General features: G+C 50.5%; 23 protein-coding genes and 1 tRNA gene. 22 read left to right on the forward strand and 2 right to left on the reverse strand.

Features of this window, described 5'->3' with window-relative positions; translation table 11 throughout:
• Positions 1–106 precede the first annotated feature (106 nt).
• From pstC to ACE5KN_RS23555, 5 genes are all read left to right on the forward strand, one after another.
• On the forward strand, positions 107–1,042 hold the full coding sequence (gene pstC / locus ACE5KN_RS23535) for a phosphate ABC transporter permease subunit PstC (protein WP_375520130.1): 936 nt from the start codon (positions 107–109) through the stop codon (positions 1,040–1,042).
• Positions 1,042–1,938 (forward strand): phosphate ABC transporter permease PstA, encoded by an 897-nt coding sequence (gene pstA / locus ACE5KN_RS23540; protein WP_375527534.1) that lies wholly within the window; start codon positions 1,042–1,044, stop codon positions 1,936–1,938. The genes pstC and pstA overlap by 1 nt, the downstream gene beginning before the upstream one ends.
• A gap of 19 nt (positions 1,939–1,957) precedes the next feature.
• On the forward strand, positions 1,958–2,713 hold the full coding sequence (pstB, locus tag ACE5KN_RS23545; RefSeq protein WP_375527533.1) for a phosphate ABC transporter ATP-binding protein PstB: 756 nt from the start codon (positions 1,958–1,960) through the stop codon (positions 2,711–2,713).
• 375 nt (positions 2,714–3,088) lie between these two features.
• Positions 3,089–3,571, forward strand: coding sequence for an acyl-CoA thioesterase (locus ACE5KN_RS23550; protein WP_375527532.1), 483 nt, complete (start codon positions 3,089–3,091; stop codon positions 3,569–3,571).
• A 3-nt stretch (positions 3,572–3,574) separates the two neighbouring features.
• Positions 3,575–3,967: an FxsA family protein gene (locus tag ACE5KN_RS23555; protein WP_375527531.1), complete on the forward strand. Its 393-nt coding sequence runs from the start codon at positions 3,575–3,577 to the stop codon at positions 3,965–3,967.
• 29 nt (positions 3,968–3,996) lie between these two features.
• Here the strand turns inward: ACE5KN_RS23555 and ytvI are convergent, their stop codons facing one another.
• Positions 3,997–5,115, reverse strand: coding sequence for a sporulation integral membrane protein YtvI (gene ytvI, locus ACE5KN_RS23560; RefSeq protein WP_375527530.1), 1,119 nt, complete (start codon positions 5,113–5,115; stop codon positions 3,997–3,999).
• 313 nt (positions 5,116–5,428) lie between these two features.
• Between ytvI and citZ the strand changes: the two genes are divergently transcribed.
• The 15 genes from citZ to ACE5KN_RS23635 all read left to right on the forward strand — a co-directional run bounded on the left by citZ (position 5,429) and on the right by ACE5KN_RS23635 (position 22,721).
• Positions 5,429–6,541, forward strand: a complete 1,113-nt coding sequence (gene citZ / locus ACE5KN_RS23565; RefSeq protein ID WP_375527529.1) for a citrate synthase — start codon at positions 5,429–5,431, stop codon at positions 6,539–6,541.
• Positions 6,542–6,684: 143 nt separating this feature from the next.
• Positions 6,685–7,977 (forward strand): NADP-dependent isocitrate dehydrogenase, encoded by a 1,293-nt coding sequence (gene icd, locus ACE5KN_RS23570; RefSeq protein WP_375527528.1) that lies wholly within the window; start codon positions 6,685–6,687, stop codon positions 7,975–7,977.
• 11 nt (positions 7,978–7,988) lie between these two features.
• Positions 7,989–8,930 (forward strand): malate dehydrogenase, encoded by a 942-nt coding sequence (gene mdh / locus ACE5KN_RS23575; RefSeq protein ID WP_375527527.1) that lies wholly within the window; start codon positions 7,989–7,991, stop codon positions 8,928–8,930.
• A 166-nt stretch (positions 8,931–9,096) separates the two neighbouring features.
• Positions 9,097–9,519: a hypothetical protein gene (locus ACE5KN_RS23580; RefSeq protein WP_375527526.1), complete on the forward strand. Its 423-nt coding sequence runs from the start codon at positions 9,097–9,099 to the stop codon at positions 9,517–9,519.
• A 459-nt stretch (positions 9,520–9,978) separates the two neighbouring features.
• The gene (locus ACE5KN_RS23585) at positions 9,979–10,848 is read left to right on the forward strand and encodes an SDR family oxidoreductase (RefSeq protein WP_375527525.1); all 870 of its coding nucleotides are present in this window, start codon (positions 9,979–9,981) and stop codon (positions 10,846–10,848) included.
• A gap of 222 nt (positions 10,849–11,070) precedes the next feature.
• Complete coding sequence (pnpS, locus tag ACE5KN_RS23590) at positions 11,071–12,882, forward strand: two-component system histidine kinase PnpS (RefSeq protein WP_375527524.1); 1,812 nt, start codon at positions 11,071–11,073, stop codon at positions 12,880–12,882.
• Positions 12,883–13,248: 366 nt separating this feature from the next.
• Positions 13,249–13,980 (forward strand): response regulator transcription factor, encoded by a 732-nt coding sequence (locus tag ACE5KN_RS23595; protein WP_355318134.1) that lies wholly within the window; start codon positions 13,249–13,251, stop codon positions 13,978–13,980.
• 183 nt (positions 13,981–14,163) lie between these two features.
• The gene (locus tag ACE5KN_RS23600; RefSeq protein WP_375527724.1) at positions 14,164–15,354 is read left to right on the forward strand and encodes a methyl-accepting chemotaxis protein; all 1,191 of its coding nucleotides are present in this window, start codon (positions 14,164–14,166) and stop codon (positions 15,352–15,354) included.
• A gap of 167 nt (positions 15,355–15,521) precedes the next feature.
• Positions 15,522–16,280: a phosphate ABC transporter ATP-binding protein PstB gene (gene pstB, locus ACE5KN_RS23605; RefSeq protein WP_375527782.1), complete on the forward strand. Its 759-nt coding sequence runs from the start codon at positions 15,522–15,524 to the stop codon at positions 16,278–16,280.
• Between the two features lie 28 nt (positions 16,281–16,308).
• Complete coding sequence (gene phoU, locus ACE5KN_RS23610) at positions 16,309–16,968, forward strand: phosphate signaling complex protein PhoU (protein WP_375527725.1); 660 nt, start codon at positions 16,309–16,311, stop codon at positions 16,966–16,968.
• A 210-nt stretch (positions 16,969–17,178) separates the two neighbouring features.
• Positions 17,179–19,830, forward strand: coding sequence for a DNA polymerase I (gene polA, locus ACE5KN_RS23615; protein ID WP_375527783.1), 2,652 nt, complete (start codon positions 17,179–17,181; stop codon positions 19,828–19,830).
• A gap of 64 nt (positions 19,831–19,894) precedes the next feature.
• The gene (gene mutM, locus ACE5KN_RS23620) at positions 19,895–20,731 is read left to right on the forward strand and encodes a DNA-formamidopyrimidine glycosylase (protein WP_375527726.1); all 837 of its coding nucleotides are present in this window, start codon (positions 19,895–19,897) and stop codon (positions 20,729–20,731) included.
• Between the two features lie 101 nt (positions 20,732–20,832).
• Positions 20,833–21,522 carry a sporulation membrane protein YtaF gene (gene ytaF, locus ACE5KN_RS23625; protein ID WP_375527727.1) on the forward strand — a complete coding sequence of 230 codons (690 nt, stop codon included), beginning with the start codon at positions 20,833–20,835 and terminating at the stop codon, positions 21,520–21,522.
• Between the two features lie 42 nt (positions 21,523–21,564).
• On the forward strand, positions 21,565–22,161 hold the full coding sequence (coaE, locus tag ACE5KN_RS23630) for a dephospho-CoA kinase (RefSeq protein ID WP_375527728.1): 597 nt from the start codon (positions 21,565–21,567) through the stop codon (positions 22,159–22,161).
• The gene (locus ACE5KN_RS23635; protein ID WP_375527729.1) at positions 22,158–22,721 is read left to right on the forward strand and encodes a lytic transglycosylase domain-containing protein; all 564 of its coding nucleotides are present in this window, start codon (positions 22,158–22,160) and stop codon (positions 22,719–22,721) included. Before coaE ends, ACE5KN_RS23635 begins: the two co-directional genes overlap by 4 nt.
• A gap of 59 nt (positions 22,722–22,780) precedes the next feature.
• On the opposite strand, the gene ACE5KN_RS23640 is transcribed toward ACE5KN_RS23635, so the two are convergent.
• Positions 22,781–23,008 carry an alpha/beta-type small acid-soluble spore protein gene (locus tag ACE5KN_RS23640; RefSeq protein ID WP_375527730.1) on the reverse strand — a complete coding sequence of 76 codons (228 nt, stop codon included), beginning with the start codon at positions 23,006–23,008 and terminating at the stop codon, positions 22,781–22,783.
• A 107-nt stretch (positions 23,009–23,115) separates the two neighbouring features.
• Between ACE5KN_RS23640 and nrdR the strand changes: the two genes are divergently transcribed.
• Entirely contained in the window at positions 23,116–23,583 is a 468-nt protein-coding gene (gene nrdR / locus ACE5KN_RS23645) for a transcriptional regulator NrdR (RefSeq protein ID WP_355318148.1), read from the forward strand.
• Positions 23,584–23,682: 99 nt separating this feature from the next.
• Positions 23,683–23,755: transfer RNA gene (locus tag ACE5KN_RS23650), tRNA-Ala, on the forward strand.
• Positions 23,756–23,867 lie beyond the last annotated feature (112 nt).

The raw sequence follows: 23,867 nt of genomic DNA on the forward strand, positions 1-23,867 counted from the left end.
TACTTCATGAGCCGGACACATGTACGGCGAACAAGACAGTCATCACACGGAGAAAAGAGGCGGACATGCGTCCAGCCTCTATTCTTCGATTTAAAAGGAGTTAAAGATGGAACCTATTGAAGGGAAGACTTACATGGAGCAAAGTAAAAGAACCCGCGGGATGATGAGAGAAAAGCATTACTGGGAAGAATGGACCGGCCGTATATTTACGTCGGTTTGTGTCGTTTTTTTGATTGCAGTTATTATATCGATCGTCTATTTTGTCGCTTCCAAGGGAGTGGCTACCTTTGCGTTTGACGGAGTAAGTCTGCGCGAGTTCTTCTTTGGCACGAAATGGAGCCCGGACGGCCAACCGGCTTCATTCGGTGCTCTTCCTTTTATTACGGGATCGTTTGCGGTTACTATTCTGGCGGCCCTTATTGCCAGCCCTCTCGGTTTGTGCGCGGCTTTATTCATGACGGAGATTGTGCCGAAGTTCGGCAAACGGATATTGCAGCCGGCGATTGAGCTTTTGTCCGGTATTCCTTCCGTCGTTTACGGATTTGTCGGTTTGACTGTGCTTGTGCCATTGCTGCGCAATGTATTTGGCGGCCAGGGCAACGGGATTCTTGCAGGCTGTCTCGTTTTGTCCCTTATGATTCTTCCTACGATTACAAGTATCATGGCAGATGCTCTGGCAGCCCTGCCCAAGGGGCTTCGTGAATCTTCCTTTGCCCTTGGTGCAACCCGCTGGCAGACCATTGCCCGGGTTATCATTCCGACGACGCTGCCGGCGCTGATGACAGGCATCATCCTTGGCATGGCCAGGGCCTTTGGTGAAGCTCTTGCTGTTCAGATGGTTATCGGTAACGCTCCGCACATTCCGCATTCCCTGCTGGAATCAGCCTCAACGCTGACGAGTGTGATTACCCTCAGTATGGGGAATACAGCGATGGGCTCGCTCCAAAACGATGCATTGTGGAGCATGGCGCTCGTTCTCCTGCTGATGACATTTGTATTCGTGCTGCTCGTTAGGGTGCTTGAAAGGAGAAACCGTATTTAATGAAAGCTAAATCCATAGATAAAGCCGCTACGTTTATCATTTGTTTCTTTGCCCTGCTGATCGTCGCCGTGCTGATTGGTCTTATCGGTTTTATTCTGTTCCGCGGCATCAGCCATATCGATTGGAATTTTCTGACCGCAGCTCCGCAAACGCTGCGTGCAGGCGGCGGCATCGGTCCGCAGTTGTTCAACTCCGTTTTTCTGCTTATATTGACGCTGATCATTACAATTCCCCTGGGATGGGGAGGCGGCATTTACATGGCTCAATATGCCAAGCCGGGACGTTTTACGGATTTCATCCGTCTGACGGTAGAGGTGCTTTCATCCTTCCCGTCGATCGTTATCGGCCTGTTTGGTTTGCTGCTGATTGTAAATACGTTTAATTTTGGTTTCTCCTTGTTATCAGGTGCCTTGGCTTTGGCTGTATTTAACCTGCCGCTTATGGTGCGTACGACGGAGCAGGCATTCCGGTCTGTGCCGAAGGAGCAAAAAGAGGCGGGGCTGGCCCTCGGCCTGTCCAAATGGAAAATCATCACTTCCATCATGCTGCCTGTTGCGCTGCCAAGTTTGATTACAGGTACGATACTGGCGGCAGGCCGTATCTTTGGCGAAGCGGCAGCCCTGCTCTTCACTGCGGGTATGACTACGCCTCCGCTTGATTTCACGGATTGGAATCCGCTCAGCCCAAGGTCTCCCATCAATCCGATGCGGCCTGCCGAAACGCTGGCCGTTCATATCTGGAAGGTGAACAGTGAGGGGATTGCGCCTGACTCCGCAGAAATTGCCGCCGGAGCATCAGCAGTGCTGGTGCTGCTTGTACTGGTATTCAATCTGTCGGCCCGCTGGCTTGGCAGGGTGGCATACAAAAAGTTGACTGCTGCGAAGCGTATGGATTAAAAGGAGATGAACCTACACAATGGCCCAGCCTTTCAGTACTGAGGATTTAAGCATATATTATGGAACATTTGAAGCTGTCAAAAAAATCAGCATGGAATTTCCCGCCGAGACGGTGACGGCGCTGATTGGTCCGTCGGGGTGCGGGAAATCGACCTTCTTGCGTTCCCTGAACCGGATGAATGACGAGATTGCAGGTTCACACACGACAGGACATATCTGGATGAATGGAAAGGATCTGAACGATCCCGATACAGATGTCATCAAGCTTCGACAGGAGATTGGAATGGTGTGGCAAAAGCCGAATCCGTTCTATAAATCGATCTACAATAATATCGCTTTCGGACCCAGATACCGGGGCATCAAGAGGAAGAAAGAGCTTGATGAGATTGTTGAATCCAGTTTGCGCAAAGCCGCCTTGTGGGATGAAGTGAAGGATCGTCTGCACGGTTCGGCGCTTGCTCTGTCAGGCGGCCAGCAGCAGCGTCTCTGCATTGCCCGCGCGCTGTCGGTCAATCCGAGCATACTGCTGCTGGATGAGCCTGCCTCAGCGCTGGATCCGGTATCCACGGGCAAGATTGAGGAGCTGATTACAGAGCTGAAGAAGGAGCTGCGCATCGTTATCGTCACTCATAACATGCAGCAGGCAGCCCGTATTTCGGATTTCACTGCTTATTTTTATGTAGGTAATCTGATTGAGCGCGGAAAAACGAAGGACATTTTCACGAATCCGACCAATGAGCTAACCCAGGAATATATCATGGGACGTTTCGGCTAAATAACAAGGCCGCCTTTCGAGGCAGGCCTTTTTTTGTTCCTGTGCCTGAAATGTGGTTTAATGGAATTGGGACATTTATATTAAAGTGCGAGTTCAAAAAGTCAGGTTTTCAGCACCGAAGCTTATGCTTCCGAAGTGCGTTTTTTCAAAACGCTGGAGTTGGATGAAGCTAGGGACTGAGGAGCGGAGTGTACGTGGGGTACGTGAGCACCTGAAATGTTTCCGCAGGAAACATGCTTCGGAAGCATCCGCTTAGGGCCCGGCTGAATTCAAGATTCGATGTCGAGTCCACTTCCTGATTTCCTTCGTGATCAAAAGATGACTTTTTGAACAACCTCTTAAAGAAAGAAGTCCGGGACAGGAGAGAAGAACTATATGACCAGAGAAAAGCAGGATGAAGGACACGGATGGTCATCTGTTCAGATTCGCGTGCGTTATCCGGAATGCGATCAGATGGGGGTCGTGTACCATGCCAATTATTTGAATTGGTTCGAGATCGGGCGAACGGAAATGCTCCGACGGTCCGGTTTTACCTATCGCAGCATGGAGGAGCAAGGGTTGATGCTGCCGGTTATTGATGCAAGCCTGAAGTATCACAAACCGGCCAAATATGATGATCTGGTAAGCGTATATACACAAATTACGGAGCTGACCAGGATGCGCCTGAGCTTTGCTTACGAGATAAGACGCTTGGAGGCAGAAGGGCAGGAGCTGCAGCGGAACCGGGGCGAGCTGCTGGTCACAGGCTCAACACAGCATGTATGGCTGAACGGGGACTGGAAACCGGCAAGGCTTGATAAAGCCCTGCCCGAAGTGTATCAGGCGTTGCAGAAGCTGGTTGCAGACGGAAAGGAGTAAAGCATGCGCAGGCCCTACTGGCTTTTATTATTATTAATTCCGGCATTGGAGCTGTACGGTTTTCTGTGGGTAAGTCAGTGGATCGGTGCAGGAAAGACGATATTATTGATTATCATGACTTCCATTATTGGCTTTGCCATGCTGCAGTTTGAAGGCCGCAAGGTCATTGCGGATGCCAAGCTGCAGATGAACAAGGGACAAATGCCAGGCAATAAAATGCTTGATGGATTATGTGTCTTCCTGGGCGGAAGCATGCTGGTCATTCCGGGGTTTATCACCGATATCATCGGCTTTACCCTGATCTTTCCGCTCACACGGCCTATTTACAGAAAGCTGCTGTTCAAATGGGTAGAGAAAAAAATGAAAAACGGCAGCATTACGTTCAGGCGGTTTTGACGTAATGCCGCCGTTTTTTCACTATGATGCTATCTGATTCTGCCGACAAGTATGTAATTGCGCAAATCCCGAAGCACATTGGCACGATTGAACGCATCCAGCACGACGAGGGAGACAGGGCCGATGATGAGCCCCAGTACGCCAAACAGCTTGAGCCCGACGAACATGGCAATCAGGGTGGCCAGTGGATCGAGTCCGACGCTGCTTGCCAGCACCTTGGGTTCCGCGATCTGACGTGCAATCAAAATGACGATATAAAGAATGGAAAGTCCTAACCCGAGGGCAAAATTATCCGACATAAACGCATAAATGGCCCACGGGATCATGACGATACCTACACCGAGATAAGGCAGCAGGTCGATCAGACCGATCATCAGCCCGATGGTAAAAGCGGAATCCACCTGCAAAATGATAAGTCCGATAATAACGATCACAGCGGTTATGGAAATCATAATGAATTGTGCCCGCAAATATCCGAACAGGGCCTTGCGCAGATCCTGCCAAATATCGGCGGCCGTCTTGCGTAGCGCGACCGGGACAAGCCCGGCAAATGTGCGGCCATGTCGCTCCCAGTTTTTACTGATGAAAAAAGCGGCCAGCACAACAACCATAAGTACAGCTCCCATATTCGGCAGGGCTGTCAGAAAGCTCAGAATCCCGTTGAAAAAACGGCTAACCAGATCCGTGACGGCGCTGCTGACATTTTGTGTTGTTTTATCGATATTATTGTTGATGGTCTGCTGATAATCGGGATTTTCACGGATGAACCTATCCATTTCTACAATAATATTTTGTATGATATCACTCTTCGTCCAGGAGACGAACATGCTTTTGAATTGTTCAATATGAATGTCAAACGTTTTCATCAGTTCAATAAGTTCCTTCACGATGCGGGTGACCGCGGCGGACAGCACCAGCAGAATGGCTCCCAGATACACAAACAGTGAAAGGGTAACTGCCAGCCAGTGGGGGAACTTGGCCTTTTTGCGAAGAAATAGAACAAGCGGATTCATTGCGTAAGCGACCAGCCACGCCAGCAGAAAGGGATAGACGAGCGGAAAGAGCCTGTACACGGCGAAAATGAACAAAACGATTGCTATTACGACCCATAGTGCCCGTACAATACGTTTAAATATAAGTCGGTTCACCTTTCTATTTCTCCTTTTTTGTTAGATGTATACCTGTATGCGCCCGCTCCGGAAAATATGACATGGACCTCGAAAAACTTTGAAAATGTAAAGGGTTTCAAAAAATGTTTATAGGACTGATAAAATATTTGAATGCGGAGGATTGGCTTATCCTTGTTCACAGAACCGACAAAATCCAGTATAGTTAGAGGAGATTAAAATTATTGACATATGACGTTAACATTTTTAAGGCTTTCCCATGTCATCTTTAGTTTTGAAACTGTTTTCATTTGCAAGTCCTTTACAAAGCTTTTAGACAAAGGAGAGATGTAATATGACAGCGACTAAAGGTCTGGAAGGAATCGTGGCTGCGACTTCTTCCATTAGCTCCATTGTAGATGGCGTTCTCACTTACCGTGGCTATAATATTGATGATTTGGCCGTTAACGCCTCTTTTGAAGAAGTTGCTTATTTGCTGTGGTTCGGCAAGCTTCCGAACGCTTCCCAGCTTAGCGATCTGCAGGCTCAACTGAGCCGGTACGCCCCTATTCCCGATGAACTCATCTCGCAAATGAAGCTGTACCCGAAAGACATGAGCACCATGGCGGCGCTTCGCTCCGCAGTATCGGCCCTGGCCCTGTTTGACAGTCAAGCGGATGATATGTCCCGTGAAGCCAATGAGCTTAAGGCGATCAAGCTGCAGGCCCAACTGCCGACAATTGTCGCGGCGATTGCCCGTCTGCGCAAGGGACTGGAACCGGTACAGCCAAAAGAAGGCGCTTCCATCGCGGAAAACTTCCTGTATATGATGAATGGCGAGGAGCCTTCCGAAACGGCTGTGAAAGCAATGGATCAGGCGCTGGTGCTTCATGCCGATCATGAGCTGAACGCTTCCACATTTGCCGCCCGTGTGACCGTGGCCACCTTGTCGGACATTTACTCCGGTATCACGTCCGCTGTAGGCGCGCTCAAAGGGCCGCTGCACGGAGGAGCCAACGAGGCGGTTGCCAAAATGTTGGACGAAATCGGTTCCCTGGACAATGTGGAGCCGTTCATTCAGCAAAAACTGGCCAACCGCGATAAAATTATGGGCTTTGGACACCGGGTGTATAAAAATGGCGATCCGCGTGCCAAGCATCTGCAGAAGATGTCTCGCGAGCTTGGCGAGCTGAATGGAGACACGACGTTGTATGAAATGTCCGTCCGCATTGAGGAGTTGGTCACTTCCCAGAAGGGACTGAAGCCGAATGTGGATTTCTACTCCGCATCCGTTTACACTCAGCTTGAGATCGAACGTGAATTGTTTACGCCAATCTTTGCTGTTAGCCGTGTATCAGGATGGACGGCGCATATTCTTGAACAGTATGAGGACAACCGGATCATCCGTCCGCGTGCGGAATACACAGGTCCGACGAATCAGAAATACGTTTCCCCTGAATTGCGGTGACATGCCGGAATTTAATCATGTACAATAGAGAAGCAGGGGCCGGGAGGCAATGATATAAGTCACTCTTCCTGCCCCTCTATGCTGGTTGCCCATTAGCCTGGGCAGAGACGAGCTATTAACCATACAAGGAGGAACTGGAACTCATGAAATTGGAAAAGTTTGATCTCCCAACAGAAGGCGAAAAAATCACAATTGACAACGGAAAACTGCAGGTGCCTAACAATCCGGTTATCCCTTTCATCGAGGGTGACGGTACAGGACGCGATATCTGGAAAGCTTCCAAGCGCGTGCTGGACGCTGCTGTGGAAAAAGCATACGGCGGCTCGAAGAAAATCGCATGGTATGAAGTGTTCGCTGGAGAGAAAGCGTTTAATACATACGGGGAGTGGCTTCCGAATGATACGCTCGAAGCGATCCGCGAATACATCGTGGCGATCAAAGGCCCTCTTACAACTCCGATCGGCGGCGGCATCCGCTCGTTGAACGTGGCTCTGCGCCAGGAGCTGGACCTGTACGTCTGCCTTCGTCCTGTTCGCTATTTCGACGGTGTTCCTTCTCCGGTAAAACGTCCTGACCTCGTGGACATGGTTATTTTCCGTGAAAATACGGAGGATATTTACGCCGGTATCGAGTACAAAGAAGGCTCCGAAGAAGTGAAAAAGGTTATTAAATTCCTGCAGGAGGAAATGGGAGTCAATAAAATCCGTTTCCCTGAAACATCGGGTATCGGCATCAAGCCGGTTTCTTCCGAGGGCTCCAAGCGTCTGGTACGCGCGGCTGTTGAATATGCCATCACGCATAACCGCAAGAGCGTAACGCTCGTGCATAAAGGAAATATCATGAAGTTCACCGAAGGTGCCTTCAAAAACTGGGGTTATGAAGTAGCTGAGCAGGAGTTCGGAGACAAGGTATTTACTTGGGCCCAGTACGATGAAATCAAAGAAAAAGAAGGCACAGATGCGGCTAACGCTGCACAGCAAGCGGCTGAAGAAGCGGGCAAGATCATCATCAAGGATGCTATCGCCGATATTGCACTGCAGCAGGTGCTGACACGTCCGGCCGAGTTTGATGTGATCGCTACCCTGAACCTGAACGGTGACTACCTGTCTGATGCCCTGGCTGCGCAAGTAGGCGGTATCGGTATCGCCCCTGGCGCCAATATTAACTATGTGACAGGCCATGCCATTTTCGAAGCGACACACGGAACGGCTCCGAAATATGCGGATAAGGACGTAGTGAATCCGGGCTCCGTTATTCTGTCCGGCGTTATGATGCTTGAGCATCTTGGCTGGCAGGAAGCTGCCGACCTGATTTACAAAGGTATAGAAACCGCAATCAACAACAAAACGGTTACGTATGATTTTGCCCGCCTGATGGAAGGGGCTACTCAAGTAAAATGCTCTGAGTTCGCAGACAAAGTCATCAGCCATATGTAGGAGGCGGTACCGTGGCCATTCAACGAAAAAAAATCACTGTAGTCGGAGCCGGCTTTACCGGTGCAACAACTGCATTGATGCTCGCGCAAAAAGAGCTGGGCGACATTATCCTGGTGGACATCCCGCAATTGGAGAACCCGACGAAGGGCAAAGCTCTGGATATGCTGGAAGCAAGTCCGGTGCAAGGGTTTGACAGCAACATTATCGGTACCTCTGATTATGCGGAGACCGCCGGTTCCGATATTGTCATTATCACTGCAGGTGTTGCCCGCAAGCCAGGCATGAGCCGAGATGATCTCGTCAATACCAACGCAGGTATCGTGAAATCAGTGTGCGAGAATGTAAAAACCTACTGTCCTGATGCCATAGTCATTATCCTCAGCAACCCTGTCGATGCCATGACCTATGCGGCGTATCAGACGCTCGGTTTCCCTAAAAATCGTGTCATCGGCCAATCGGGTGTACTCGATACAGCGCGTTACTGCACTTTCATTGCGCAGGAGCTTAATGTTTCGGTAGAGGATGTGCGAGGCTTTGTGCTAGGGGGCCACGGTGACGACATGGTGCCGCTTGTTCGTTACTCCAGCGTTGGAGGCATTCCGATCGACACCCTTATTCCGGCCGAACGCATAGAAGCCATCGTGCAGCGGACGCGGGTTGGCGGTGGAGAAATCGTCAATTTGCTGGGCAATGGCAGCGCATATTATGCACCGGCAGCTTCGCTGGTGCAGATGACTGAAGCGATTCTGAAGGACAAGAAACGGATTATTCCGGTGATCGCTTACCTGGAAGGCGAATACGGGTATGAGGATCTGTTCCTCGGTGTACCGGCTCTTCTCGGCGGCAGCGGAATCGAGAAAATATTCGAGCTTGAACTGACCGCAGAGGAAAAGGCGGCGCTTGATCAATCGGCTGAATCTGTCCGCAGTGTCATTAAAGTTGTCTCAATATAATTCAAGATATCGTATCAGGTCGGGAATCCTCTCTTTATGGGAGGATTCCTTTTTTGGAAGATTGAGATTCTTGCTTTCTTCCAGGTATAATAGTATACGTTTGGGGTTTAAGATTCGTAAGACTCTACATAACACGAAAGGATTACAAAATAAGGGAGGTTATTTCATGAGGGTTATCTATTTGCTGCATATTATCGGATCTCTGGCAATGGGCTTTTATCTCATTCTGCCCTTTGTGGTCGGAAAGCTTAATAGCATGTCGGCTCCCGCGCAGGAAGGGGCAGTCACTACAGTTCGGACGCTGAATCGGTTTGCGCAGTATGCGCTCATTATCCAACTGCTGACCGGCGGATATATGTTGACTGGCGAGGACTACTCTATCGCATGGATGGTGATCGTCTTTCTGCTGTTTCTCGTGATTGCCGGGATTGGCGGCATGATGGGCAAGCCGCTGCGCCTTGCGGCTGAGGGAATCAGCAAGGGTAACGATATATCCGCTCAGAGGGCCAAGCTCAGAACATTCAGTATTCTGCTGGCGGTCTGCATGCTGCTGATGCTGTTTTTCATGGTGTACCGCCGGATTATTTAAGTTCGAACAGCGGTACTCTACTGGCGCGTTATGAAAATGCTGTAAGAAGTAGAGTTTAACAGACATAGGGTATTACGAATATAACTATTGTTTGATTTGAAAGAACAGGTTTGGTGGAAGGGGTTCCGCCAAACCTGTTCTTTTTCTTTTTTTAATGAAGGAGATGCACGAAGCAGCGGAAGGGACGAAGCAATTCCGGAAAAGCGGCAGCGTTCGCCTTTGGCACCAAATTTCTTCCTCTTAAAGAATAATCCATTGAAATTTGGGGCCAACAGCGATTGTAGGAATGGTTCGTTCCTGGAGCGTCTCAAAACAGCCAACAGTAGAATCTCCTGATCAACATGTTTAAGTCTGGCTGAGCGTGGTAAAAGTACAGTGTCGGGAAGAGTTTTTACACAGAGTTATGTGCATCCTATGGGAAGATTCCATCATTCTGGCTTAAAGAAAGGAGAATGCAGCATGACCAAGCAGCAAAGCAATCAGCAAACACTGCCGCCACAGCACCAGAACCAGCGTCCGGGGATTGAATCCAAAATGACACCGCGGCCGGAGTTCGAGACGCCAGCTTATAAACCTGCGGGCAAATTGACCGGCAAGGTTGCTCTTATAACAGGTGGTGACAGCGGGATCGGCCGTGCAGTTGCCGTAACTTATGCGAAAGAAGGCGCGGATGTAGCCATCGTCTACCTGAACGAGCACAGTGACGCGGAGGAAACGAAGCGTCAGGTTGAGCAGGAGGGACGCAAATGTGTGCTGATTGCCGGTGATGTAGGAGACGAGGAATTTGCCAAGAAGGCTGTACAGCAAACAGTGGAGAATCTGGGAAAATTGGACATCCTGGTGAACAATGCTGCCGAACAGCATCCGCAGCAATCCATAGAAGACATTACTGCAGAGCAGCTGGAGCGCACTTTCCGCACCAACATCTTCGGCATGTTCTTCTTGACAAAAGCGGCCATGCCATTGTTGAAGCCAGGCAGTGCGATCATCAATACGACATCCATTACAGCGTACAAAGGCAACCCGCAACTGCTTGATTACTCTTCGACCAAAGGGGCTATTACTGCCTTTACCCGTTCATTATCCATGAATTTGGCAGAAAAGGGTATTCGTGTTAACGCTGTGGCACCTGGGCCGATCTGGACCCCGCTGATCCCGTCCACCTTTGATGAGAAGCAGGTCAGTCAGTTTGGCGCTACCCAGCCAATGAAGCGTCCCGGACAACCCGAAGAGCTGGCTCCTGCGTACGTTTACCTTGCATCGTCGGATTCCTCCTATGTAAGCGGCCAGGTTATCCATGTCAATGGCGGCGAAGTCGTGAACGGCTGATGAAGAGAAACCGGGCTGCAGAGCATTGTTGATATGAGTTCTAATTATGAAGGACCGTTTTTTTTGGCCAGCCGGTCGAGAGACGGTCCTTCATTGTGTGATGATTACACAAATCAGTTCAATTTTAACACTGCGTTTACAATGCGATATGGAAGGAAGATAGCCGATACGGTAAAATAAGCTTTACAATTACGCGCATAGCATGCTGCCGAGGGAGAGCTTATGAAATCATTCCGTTTTCGACTGACCGCTATTATTTTGACGCTGATCGGAATTTCCGTGATTGCTGCAGGACTGACGATGGGGCAGATTTTCAAAGAATCGCATATCAAGGCCTTGGAGGAAAATATGGCCCGGGAAATAAATCTCCTGCGCAGCACCTTTGAATTTCACAGTACAAGCAATGTGCCAGTCGACGATTACACGGCTTATTATACGGAAAAAGCGAAGGAACTTGCCGGACTGATCAATTCCCGTATCACCTTCATCAATAAGGATGGAACGGTCATAGGAGACTCGGAAATGGATGTCCGCAAGATGGACAATCATGCGCTGCGGGATGAGGTACGGCTGGCTGAAGAAAAAGGCATCGGGAGTGCCATTCGTTACAGTGATACACTGAGTCAGAATATGCTGTACGTAGCTGAACCGGTCAGCACCGACAGCGGCTTCAACGGATATATACGGCTTTCGATGAGTCTGAAGGCTGTAGATGAAGGTATGCAGCGTGCCTGGACGGCCATGATTATTGGGCTGCTGCTGCTATTTCTATTGGCTTCGCTGGTCAGCTACCGCATCGCCCGTAATCTGACTTCCCCGCTCGAGCATATTACGAAGGTAGCCAATCGCATATCCAAGCTTGATTATGACGCCAGAGTTGAGTTGAAACGAAATGATGAGGTAGGGCAGCTGGCGGCAGCGATCAACGGGATGGCGGATAGCCTGCAGACCCAGATGAAAACGATCCGTGATAACGAGGATCTGCTGCAGCGGGTGATGAGCAATATGACGGGCGGCATTCTGATGGTTGATGCGCATGGCAAAATTGCGCTGGTAAACCGCGAGACAGAACGAATGCTCGGGATCAGCAGCAGCCGGGTAACCGGCAGACCCTATCATGAGCTGAAGCAGCATTATGGGCTGACCAAGCTGGTGGAGCACAGCATACAGCACCGGGAACGAATGCATGAGGAAGTCAGTGTGTTTAATCCGGGGGAGCGGCTCATTCTGCTTGACGGTGTTCCGATGCAGGATGAAGCAAGCTATCGCGGCATGCTCTTTCTGCTGCAGGATGTCACAGCCATCCGCAGGCTGGAGAACATGCGCAGCGAGTTTGTAGCCAACGTCTCGCATGAGTTGAAGACACCGATTGCGGCGGTGAAAGGCTTCGCCGAAACGCTGCTTGGCGGGGGAGTCAAGGATGAGGAGACAGCGCGCTCGTTTTTGCAGATCATTTATGATGAAAGTGAACGCTTGAACCGGCTGATCGGGGATATTCTGGAGCTTTCCAAAATTGAATCCAAGCGTTCTCCACTGGAGTGCGAGCCTGTTCACCTGTCCTCATTCTTTGATATGATTAACGGTACGCTGGCCAAGGTAGCGGAGAAGAAGCATATCAGCCTGCAGATGGAAGTCCCCGAGGAGCTGTTCATAGAAGCAGATGAAGACAAACTAAGGCAAATATTCCTGAATTTGCTTTCGAATGGAATCAATTACACCCAGGAAGGCGGAATTGTGAAGCTGAAGGTCAAGGAGCTTTCACAGGATCATGAGCCGGAAAAAGTGGTGTTCGCCGTCAGCGATACCGGGATCGGTATTCCGAAGAAGGATTTGCCGCGCATCTTTGAAAGATTTTACCGGGTGGATAAAGGAAGATCTCGCAACTCGGGCGGAACCGGACTGGGGCTGTCCATCGTCAAACATCTGGTTGAGCTTCATCACGGTAGCGTCACAGTTGATAGCGAGTTGGGGCTTGGCACGACATTTACGGTCGAGTTGCCGCTTCTGCAGCAGGTTGAGGAGCAGCAAGGTTGATTTTTTTACACCCCGTTAACAATGCCGTGATAAAATGGTTTGGAGTCAGACATACATGCGTTATTACATTAAGAAAGAATGCGTGTTCAAAAAATCAGGTTTTCAGCACCGAAGCCTATGCTTCCGAAGTGCGTTTTTTCAAAACGCTGGAGTTGAATGAAGCTAGGGACTGAGAAGCGGAGCGTACTTAGGGTACGTGAGCACCTGAAATGTTTCCGTAGGAAACATGCTTCGGAAGCATCCACTTAGGCCCGGCTGAATTCAAGATTCGATGTCGAGTCCGCTTCCTGACTTCCTTCGTGATCAAAAGATGACTTTTTTGAACAAACTCTAAAACAATGTATAACGGGAGATGGGGGATAGGACATGGCACAACGTCTTTTGGTGATAGAAGACGAGCCTACATTGGCCAGGCTGCTTACTTACAATCTGACGCAAGAAGGTTATGAGGTAGAGACAGAGGATCATGGAACCGCCGGATTCGAGAAAGCCTCAAGAGAAGCTTTTGATTTAATCCTGCTGGATCTGATGCTGCCTGGCATGAACGGCCTCGATATTCTGAATAAGCTTCGCACCCAGGGAGTGACCACACCGATCATTATCCTGACCGCTAAAAATGGAGAAGCCGAAGTGGTGCAGGGACTGAAATCCGGTGCAGATGATTATATTACGAAGCCTTTTGGCGTATCCGAGCTGCTGGCCCGCGTGGATGCCGTACTGCGCCGCTCTATGGGTGGAGATGAAGGCGTATTGCCTGATCAGAGCGACGCTTCCCGGATCGTGCTCGGTGAGCTGGAGATTTACCCTGAAAAATATGAGGTGATTCTGGGCGGACAGTCCATCAATCTCAGACCGAAGGAATTTGAGGTGCTCTTGTACCTGGCAAGAAAACCAGGCGTCGTGCTTACGAGAGATGACTTGATGAACGCGGTATGGGGCTTCGACTATATCGGGGGGCAGCGGACTGTGGATGTTCATGTCAGCTCTTTACGCAAGAAGCTGGAGCTGGAGCCGGAATCGGTGCATATTGACTCCATACGCGGTGTAGGCTATAAATTGGTTGTGAACAGAAAAAGAAGTCCCCAACATTTAGTATAAAAGGTTGGGGATTTTTTCTGCAGATAGGCATCTGGTTGGATTTTTCACGGAAGTTTTGCAATCGTTTTACAAGCGGATTACACAATGCTTCCTTTCTGTTTACCGATGTCGTTTATGATGGTTCTATAGACCTATAAAATGAGCTGAACACATCAGTATTCGGTTGCAAAGGGGAATTTGAACATGATCATGGCAGCAGAGCTGGAAACGATGCAGATGATAGAGACGATACAGACGGAAGACTTTTCGGACGGTGATCATACCGGCCAGGCTGAAGAGAATGGCCATGCGGGTAAGCTTATCGAATATACGGCCTGCCGTTCTGTTCCCGTGATCGGAATGGAAGTTTCCTGCTTGGCTTTGCTGGACATACTTAGAGAGAATCCGGCGGCGCCCTGTGTTGTCCTTGTCCAAAACGTAGGGGAAGTTGCAGGGATCATTATGCGCGAAGCGTTCAACCGCCATTTGGCGGGCAGGTTTGCTGCTGAATTGTATTATGACAAGCCTGCGGCCATGTTCGCCGATCCGGACACGCTGATTGTGGATGCCGCCAATCCTGCTGCCGAGGTGTTGAACAAAGCGCTGCTCAGGCCTGATTCAAAGTTTTATGACTGCGTAGCGGTGATGGACGGGGGCCGTCTTGTCGGCATATTAACCTTGCGGGATTTGATGGAGCTCTCCAGAAGGCTGCAGAAGGAAGCGGATGAAAGAAGCGGACTAGCCGTGATGAAGAGCTCCAGCGGTGTCGCCAGGATCGGGGACAGTGCGCTGCAGATGGCGCAGGAAGCGGCTGAAAGCGCGGAGGCAACGCTGGAAATGAGCGGGCTGGCGGAAACGGGCAGAAGCCGGTTGGAGGAGGTCATGTACTCCTATCAAATGATTGCGGAACAAATGAAGCGGCAATATGAGCAGACAGGCGTGCTGGAACGGCACATTCACACAATTTCCGGCATGGCCTCTTCCATTCGCAGCCTTGCCGATCAAAGCAGCCTGCTTGCCATCAATGCCTCGATTGAGGCGGCTCATGCCGGCGGGCATGGAAAAGGATTTCAGATTGTGGCTGAGGAGGTCCGCAAACTTGCGCAGCAGACCCGCCATTTTTCAGAGGATATTGCTTCGCTGCTGGGTGAAATCGGTTCGCTGATTGGAGAAAATGTAGCCCTTACGCAATCAAGCCTTCGGGAAATTGAACAAGGTGCGGTGCACATTGATGCAGGCAGCGAAGCCTTCTCCAGGCTGATGGCTAATATGGAGAACGTCAACCGCCGCAGCCAGGGGTTGTCACGTATGGCGGAAGATGCTGCGGCAGCTGCTTTACAGGCTTCCGAAGAACTGGGAGCCATGCACATGCATACGCAAGACGAGGAAGGTTGAATCATTAAACATTTTACATTGCGTTAACAAATATAAAGGACTTCATTTACATAGACCGTTTATAATTTGTCATATTGCCTGTAGGCAGATACAGGAATAGTGCAGGCATGGAAATTCAGATCTGCAAATGAAGGAGATCAAATCCCATGACAGAAACCGCAATTAAGTTGAATGAGGCTGTAATACGGATAGAAAATTTGAATTTGTATTACGAATCATTTCATGCGCTCAAAAATATAAATCTTGATATCCCGGACAAAACGGTAACGGCATTTATTGGTCCGTCGGGCTGCGGAAAATCCACGCTGATGCGGACGCTGAATCGGATGAACGACATGATTCCCGGCACCAGGGTGGAGGGTAAAGTACAATTAGGCGATTTGGACATTTACGACAGCAGCATGGAGGTGGAGGAGCTCCGCAAACGGGTCGGCATGGTGTTCCAGCAGCCGAATCCTTTTCCAAAATCCATTTATGACAATGTGGCCTATGGACCGAGATTGCATGGCATCCGCGACAGGGCACGGCTGGACGAGCTGGTTGAGCAGAGTCTCCGCCATGCCGCTTTGTGGGATGAAGTGAAGGATTTCGTGAGACGTTCTGCGCTCAGCCTGTCCGGCGGGCAGCAGCAGCGACTGTGCATTGCGAGGGCGCTCGCGGTGCAGCCGGATATTTTGCTGATGGACGAAGCCACCTCCGCGCTTGACCCGATTTCCACGGCCAAGATTGAGGAGCTTGTCCAGGAGCTCAAAGACCGGTATACCATTGTGATGGTCACGCACAATATGCATCAGGCGGCCCGCGTTTCCGGCAAAACGGTATTCTTCCTGAACGGCGAAGTGATTGAGGCTGCGCCTACTGAAACCTTGTTTTCTACACCTCAGGATTCTCGTACGGAAGATTACATTTCCGGCCGGTTCGGCTGAGCGAAGCACAGAGGGAGGGCATCTGCAGATGATCCGCAGAAAAGAATTTGATGAAGGGCTTGAGGAGCTCCGCGTATTGCTGCGCCAGATGGGACAGCATGTATCCGAGGCGCTCGATCGGGCAATCACCAGTCTGAAGACCAATGATACGGAGCTTGCCCAGGAAATCATCAAGAATGATGCTGCTCTTAACCAGATGGAAGAGAACATTCTGGATATGGGGTCGAGCCTCATCATTAAGCAGCAGCCGGTGGCGAAGGATTTAAGAAGAATTATCGTCGCGTTCAAGATTTCGACCGATCTGGAGCGGATGGGGGACCTGGCATCGGATGTGGCCAAGGTTACCCTGCGGATGGAAGGGCAGGAGCTGATCAAACCTCTGGTTGACATTCCGCAAATGGCCGAAATCGTCAAGGATATGATTGATGATTCCATTACCTCCTATCTGGATGAAAACACGGATCTGGCCTACAAAATGGCACAGCAGGATGACAAAGTCGATGCACTGTACAGCAAGATGATCACGGAACTATATTCCTTTATGATGAATAGTCCTTCCCAGGCCTCGCAGGCTATGCTGCTTCTGCTTGTCGGACGGTACATCGAACGGGTCGGCGATCATGCAACGAACATCGGGGAGAATACGGTCTACCTTGTAACAGGCCAGCGTCCGGATCTCAATCAGTAATTATTTGTAAAAAAACGACTATTTATGCTATCAGGATAGATGGATGTATTTCATCTCTGGTACAGAATAGCCGTTTTTTTCCTTTTTAAGCGGAGCATCTGATCCTTATTGGTTGAATGAGAGCGGCGAGGGCGAATTTTTTCTGGTTGGAAGGGGATTGTGTTAAGATAAGGGGAGCAAATGTTTATGATGATCACGCGAGGTGCTGGAATGGACAAACTCATGCTTATAGATGGAAACAGTATTATCTACCGGGCGTTCTTCGCCATGCCGCCGCTCACGAATTCAAGCGGGCAGCAGACCAACGCCGTGTACGGCTTCACAACGATGCTTCTGCGTCTGCTAGAGGAGCATAAGCCTACGCATATCATGGTTGCTTTTGATGCGGGCAAGGTCACTTTTCGTCATGAAGGCTATCAGGATTACAAGGGCGGTCGCGAGAAAACACCACCGGAGCTGTCGCAGCAGTTTCCGCTGCTGAAGGAGCTATTGGAGGCATTCGGCATAGCCCAGTTCGAGCTTGAGGGTTATGAAGCGGACGATATTATTGGAACGTTGACGAAGAGGGCGGATGATTCGGGTCGCACCGTGATGGTTGTCACGGGAGATAAAGATATGCTGCAGCTTGCTTCCGATCATGTCACGGTCGGTTTGACACGGAAGGGAGTTACAGAAGTCGAAGCCTACAGCCCGGCCGAGATCCAGGAGCGCTATGGGCTGAAGCCCGAGCAGATTATTGATCTCAAAGGTTTGATGGGCGATGCTTCCGATAATATTCCGGGCATACCGGGGGTTGGCGAGAAAACGGCGCTCAAGCTGCTGCATCAATACGGCTCGGTCGAAGAGGTGCTTGCCCATACGGATGAGCTGAAGGGCAAAATGAAGGAACGTATTGAAACACATGCCGATGATGCGCGCATGAGTAAAAAGCTGGCCACCATTTATCGTGAGGTTCCCTTGGACAAGACGTGGGATGACATCGTTTTCGGCGGTCTGCGTACAGAGACAGCGGGTGCTGCATTGGCGAAGCTGGAATTCAAGTCGCTGCTGGAGCGGCTGTCCCTGTCCGCCGAAAGCAGCAGTTCTGCAGTTACAGCAGAGGCGGCGGCAGATGTGCTGATCGTCCGCGAAGAGAACCTGGAAGAACTGAAAAATGCGCTGGACGCCATTGAAGTCGTTCATATTGAGACCTACGGAGACAATCCTCATCAAGCACAGGTCATTGCGCTGGTATTAGGGACAGTGGATCGTCAATTCTTCATTCCGTTTGAACTGATGGCTGTGGAGGCGGCAGAGCCGATCCGTTCCTGGCTGTCCGATCCGCAGCGGCAAAAACGCGGATATGACCTGCACCGGGCTGATCTGGCCCTGCACTGGCACGGTATTGAATTTGCGGGCGCAGAATTTGACGTTCAGCTTGCCGGGTACATTCTTGATCCGACAGATGCGAATCAGACGCTGAGCGGACTTGCTGCCAAATACGGCCTGCCGTCCATTCGTCCGGACGAGGAGGTGTTCGGCAAAGGGGCCAAGTACAAGGTGCCTGAGGAGGACATTCTTGCAGATCACCTTGCGCGTAAAGCGGCCGTCATTCATGAGCTGATCCCTTCCCAGCAGAAGCAGCTTGAAGAGAATGGAATGAAGGAGCTATTCTTCGGGCTGGAAATGCCGCTCTCGCGGATTCTGGCGGATATGGAAAAGCAGGGAGTCCGGGTTAATGTGGACGAGCTCAAAGCCTTAGGCAAGGAATTCGAAGGACAGATTGCAAGGCTGACCCAGGAAATTTATGAGATTGCCGGCATGGAGTTTAATTTGAACTCGCCGAAGCAGCTTGGGGAAATTCTGTTTGACAAGCTGGGTCTGCCTGTCGTCAAAAAGACCAAAACGGGCTATTCCACAGATGCCGAAGTGCTGGAGAAGCTGGCCCCTTATCACGATATCGTGCAAAATATTTTACAGTATCGTACGATCGCCAAGCTGCAGTCTACTTACGTGGAAGGCTTGTTGAAGGAAATTTCGGATAAAACAGGCCGGGTGCATACGTATTTCCGCCAGACGGTCGCGGCGACAGGACGGCTCAGCAGCCAGTACCCCAACCTGCAGAACATCCCCATCCGTCTGGAAGAAGGAAGAAAGCTTCGCAAAGTATTCGTTCCTTCCGAGCCGGGCTGGCTGATTCTGGCGGCTGATTATTCCCAGATTGAGCTTCGTGTATTGGCCCATATTTCTGATGACGAGCGGCTGAAGGAAGCTTTCCAGAATGATATGGACATTCACACCAAAACGGCTTCGGACGTATTCGGCGTTCCCCCGGAAGCGGTGGATGCCAATATGAGGCGCTCCGCGAAGGCTGTTAACTTCGGCATCGTGTACGGCATCAGCGATTACGGTCTTTCCCAGAATCTGCACATTACAAGGAAGGAAGCCGCAAGGTTTATCGATCAATATTTTGACGTCTTCCAGGGTGTCCGCCGTTACATGGACGATATTGTCAATGACGCCAAGCGCGATGGTTATGTGAAAACGCTGCTGGAACGCAGACGATACCTGCCTGAAATCAATGCGAGCAATTTCAACCTCCGTTCCTTCGCCGAGCGGACGGCCATGAATACGCCGATCCAGGGAACCGCGGCCGACATTATCAAGCTTGCCATGGTGCATATGGATCAAGCGATGAGTGAACGCAAGCTGCGCAGCCGCATGCTGCTGCAGGTTCATGACGAGCTTGTATTCGAGGTCCCGGAAGATGAACTGGAGATTATGAAGGAGCTGGTTCCGGCAACGATGGAATCGGCGCTGAAGCTGTCGGTGCCGCTGAAAGCGGAGGTAAGTTATGGCGGCAACTGGTATGAAGCGAAATAAACTGGACGGGCTGCTCAACATCAAGGCGGTTCTTCGTTATAATAAAGCATGAGGTGAAGTCAACATGCCGGAACTGCCGGAAGTGGAAACAGTTAAAAGAACGCTAAACGAGCTTATTACAGGAAAACAAATCGAACGAGTAACAGTCCATCTGCCGCGAATTATACAGCGGCCTGACGATATACATGCATTTGCCATGGAGCTTGTGGGCCATACCGTGACCGGTGTGGAGCGCCGCGGTAAATTTCTGCGTATTCTGCTGGACGGCCTGGTCTTGGTGTCCCATTTGCGGATGGAAGGACGTTATGGTCTTTATGAGAGGGATGAACCTCTAGAGAAACACACGCATGTCATCTTTCATTTTACGGATGGGACCGAGCTGAGATATAAGGATGTCAGACAGTTCGGAACGATGCATTTATTCAAAACCGGCGAAGACCTGGTTTCGCCACCGCTGCACAAGCTGGGCATAGAGCCGCTGGATGAAGCCTTTACAGTGGAGGCGCTGCGCGACGCGGTAGGGAGCAGGGCGACTTCCATCAAAGCAGCGCTGCTGAACCAGGCATATATCGTCGGGATTGGGAATATTTATGTAGATGAATCGTTGTTTCGTGCGGGTATCCATCCTGCTCAGTCAGCCAAATCGATTAGTATGGAGCAACTGACCCGTCTGCACAGAGCCATTGTGGACACGCTGTCCGAATCGGTAGCGGCCGGCGGCTCTTCTGTCAAGTCGTATGTGAACGGACAAGGACAGTCAGGCTCCTTTCAGCATCAGCTGCAAATTTATGGACGAAAGGCGGAGCCTTGTGTCCGCTGCGGAGCGGCCGTAGAGAAAACGGTCGTAGCCGGGCGGGGGACCCATTACTGTCCTGTCTGTCAACCTGTGCCGTCAAGGTAGCATGCACTTCGCGCAATTTCCCGCCATATACTATCCCTGAGATATGAGAATGCGAGCCCGGCCCCCAACCGGACCGGCTCTGCTACAGGGAGGTATTCGGAGTGGATTATGCGTGGTTTTCCCTGCTGCTGCTTGCCTTTGCGTTAAGTTTGGACAGCTTTGGTGTAGGGGTTACATACGGGCTGCGAAAGATGAGGATACCGCTGGGCTCCATCTTGATCATTTGCCTTTGCTCCGGTCTGATCATTATGGTGTCCATGCAGGCCGGAGCACTGTTGATGAGGTTTCTATCGCCAATCTTCACTTCACTTCTCGGTGCTGTCATTCTGATCGGTATCGGCTGCTGGTCATTGATCCAATCAGTACAAAACAGAGCTAATAAGGAAGAAACCGGGGAAGACGTTTCGCATGAAAAGGAATCAGAAGGCGAAGTTGCCGAGGGTCCTAACAAAATGCTGTTCTCTATGGAACTTCGCAAGATCGGGCTGGTCATCCATATTTTACGCAGCCCGTCTGCCGCCGATACGGACCGTTCCGGAAGCATATCTGCCCAGGAAGCGATATGGCTTGGGATGGCCTTGTCCCTTGATTCCTTCGGAGCCGGATTAGGAGCGGCCATGCTGGGATATACTCCGATGACCACAGCGGCAACCATTGCGGTATTCAGCGGTCTGTTTTTGATCGCAGGCATGAAGGCAGGTTTCCGTTTGGCAGCCTTCCGTTTTATGAAGGTATTCAGCGTACTGCCTGCATTGCTGCTAATTATTATGGGTATGATGAAATTGTTATAGAGGTAGTTCAACACGTACTTATAGCCGAAAGCGGGTGAATACATGATTATCGGTTTGACCGGAGGTATTGCCACAGGGAAGAGCACGGTATCGGCGCTGCTGGCAGCAAGGGGCGCACTGCTGGTCGATGCCGACGCCATTGCCCGGGAAGTGATGCTTCCGGGGCATCCTGTGCTAAACGCTGTTGTCCGTCATTTCGGACAAGAGATTTTGAACGAGGACGGAACGCTGCATCGCAAGAAGCTTGGGGCGATTGTATTTGCCAATCCATCGGAGCGGAAAGTCTTGAATGAAATTACCCATCCCGCCATTCGGCAGGAGATCATACGGCGGATGAATGATTATGAGGCGGAGTTTCCGGACAAGCTTGTTGTCGTGGATATTCCGCTGCTGTATGAGTCCGGGCTGAACAACCTTTTTCAAAAGGTTATGGTCGTCTATGTACCGGAGGAGGTTCAGCTCAAAAGGCTGATGCAGCGTGACGGGCTGACACCAGAGCAGGCAAGACAGAGACTTGACGCACAGATGCCGATTGAGGAGAAGAAGCGTCTGGCGGATATCGTTGTGGATAACAGCCGTGATGTAGCCGATACGGGGCGGCAATTGGATGAGTTGTTGGAGCGGATGGTATTTTCATGAGGATTTTGCGTAAAAAAAGGGTTCTGTTAGTTTTGTTTGTGGCTTTTGTGCTTTTTTTATTCCTTAGCTCGAATTGGATGTCCTGGTTTTATCCGATCCATTACAAGGATGAAATTAGAGAGCATGCGCAAATGTATGATGTCGACCCTTTCCTCATTGCCTCCATTATCCGCGTGGAGACCAATTATGAGACAAGTAAGGAATCGCGCAGGGGAGCGCTTGGCCTGATGCAGCTGATGCCGGACACGGCGCAGTGGATCATGGATAAAACAGGATTTCCCCCGGTTTCGCTTGAGTTAATAAGGGACGAGCCCGATATGAATATCAAGCTTGGCACCTGGTATGTACACAGTCTTGGGGAGCAATTTCAGAACAATCCGGTGGCGATGATCGCCGCATATAACGCGGGCCCCGGTAAGGTCAAAGAGTGGATGCGGAAAGGAATATGGGATGGCAGGGAACAGACAGTCAAGCAGATCCCGTTTGGGGAAACAAGGCATTATGTACAGCGGGTCATTCATTATTACAGGCAGTACACGAAAATATACGGCCAGTTTTAATGGATTAGAATAGCGGGACAAGCCGATTGACCTGTCCCGCCGTTTTAAGGGGTTAAGAATTAACGAAATTGACCGGCCAGTTGCTGCTCAGCGATTGTCACCAGGCGTTTCGTGATGAAACCCCCGATCGAACCGTTTTCGTAAGAAGTCATGTTACCTTGGTAACCGTCTTGTGGAATAGAGATACCAAGTTCCTGAGCAACCTCGTATTTAAGCTGTTCCAACGCGCCGGAAGCTTGTCTTACTACCAGGTTGTTGGAGTTTCCATTGCTACCACCTTGTCCCATTGCTGTTCACCTCCTCTGGGTTGGTACAAGTATTATGTGCAGGAAGACAGATTTTATGACTCTTATTTAAAATGAAGTTATTGGTAAAAGGAAGTGAGTGAGTTTTTATGAAATGTCCATTCTGCGGTTATGCAGGCACCAAAGTGCTGGATTCAAGACCAGCGAATGAAAATAAATCGATTCGGCGCCGCCGTGAATGCGAGCAATGCAGCCGGCGGTTTACCACCTTCGAAATGGTGGAGGAAACGCCGCTGATGGTCATTAAGAAGGATGGCAGCCGCGAGGAATTCAGCCGTGACAAAATATTGCGCGGGCTCATCCGGGCCTGCGAGAAGCGGCCGGTGTCCGTGGAGCATCTGGAACGGATCGTCTCCCAGGTGGAAAATTCACTGCGCAACACTGCAGCGGCCGAAGTGGAAAGCCGTGATATCGGCGAACTGGTTATGGAGCAGCTGTACCCGGTGGATGAAGTGGCCTATGTCCGTTTTGCCTCGGTATACCGCCAATTCAAGGACATCAACATGTTCATGAAGGAGCTGAAAACACTGCTCTCCAAGGACACGGCCGACGAATAAATCGTCGGCCCCGCGTGGTGAAAAAGTATTGACAGCTGCGCTTGAATTTTATATGATATAGAAGTCGCCGCGAACGGATGACAAATTGAATAAGGATTTGGGGCCTTAGCTCAGCTGGGAGAGCGCATCGCTGGCAGCGATGAGGTCAGGGGTTCGATCCCCCTAGGCTCCATACAAAAGGAAATCCTCACTTATCAGAGTGAGGATTTCCTTTTGTATGATTACGATGGGCGCGGACTCTGGAAATCGTTCCGCACGCAGGGACCGGAGGCGGACAAGCACGG

Source organism: Paenibacillus terreus, from assembly GCF_042138595.1.
GTDB classification, from domain to species: Bacteria; Bacillota; Bacilli; order Paenibacillales; family Paenibacillaceae; genus Paenibacillus; species Paenibacillus terreus.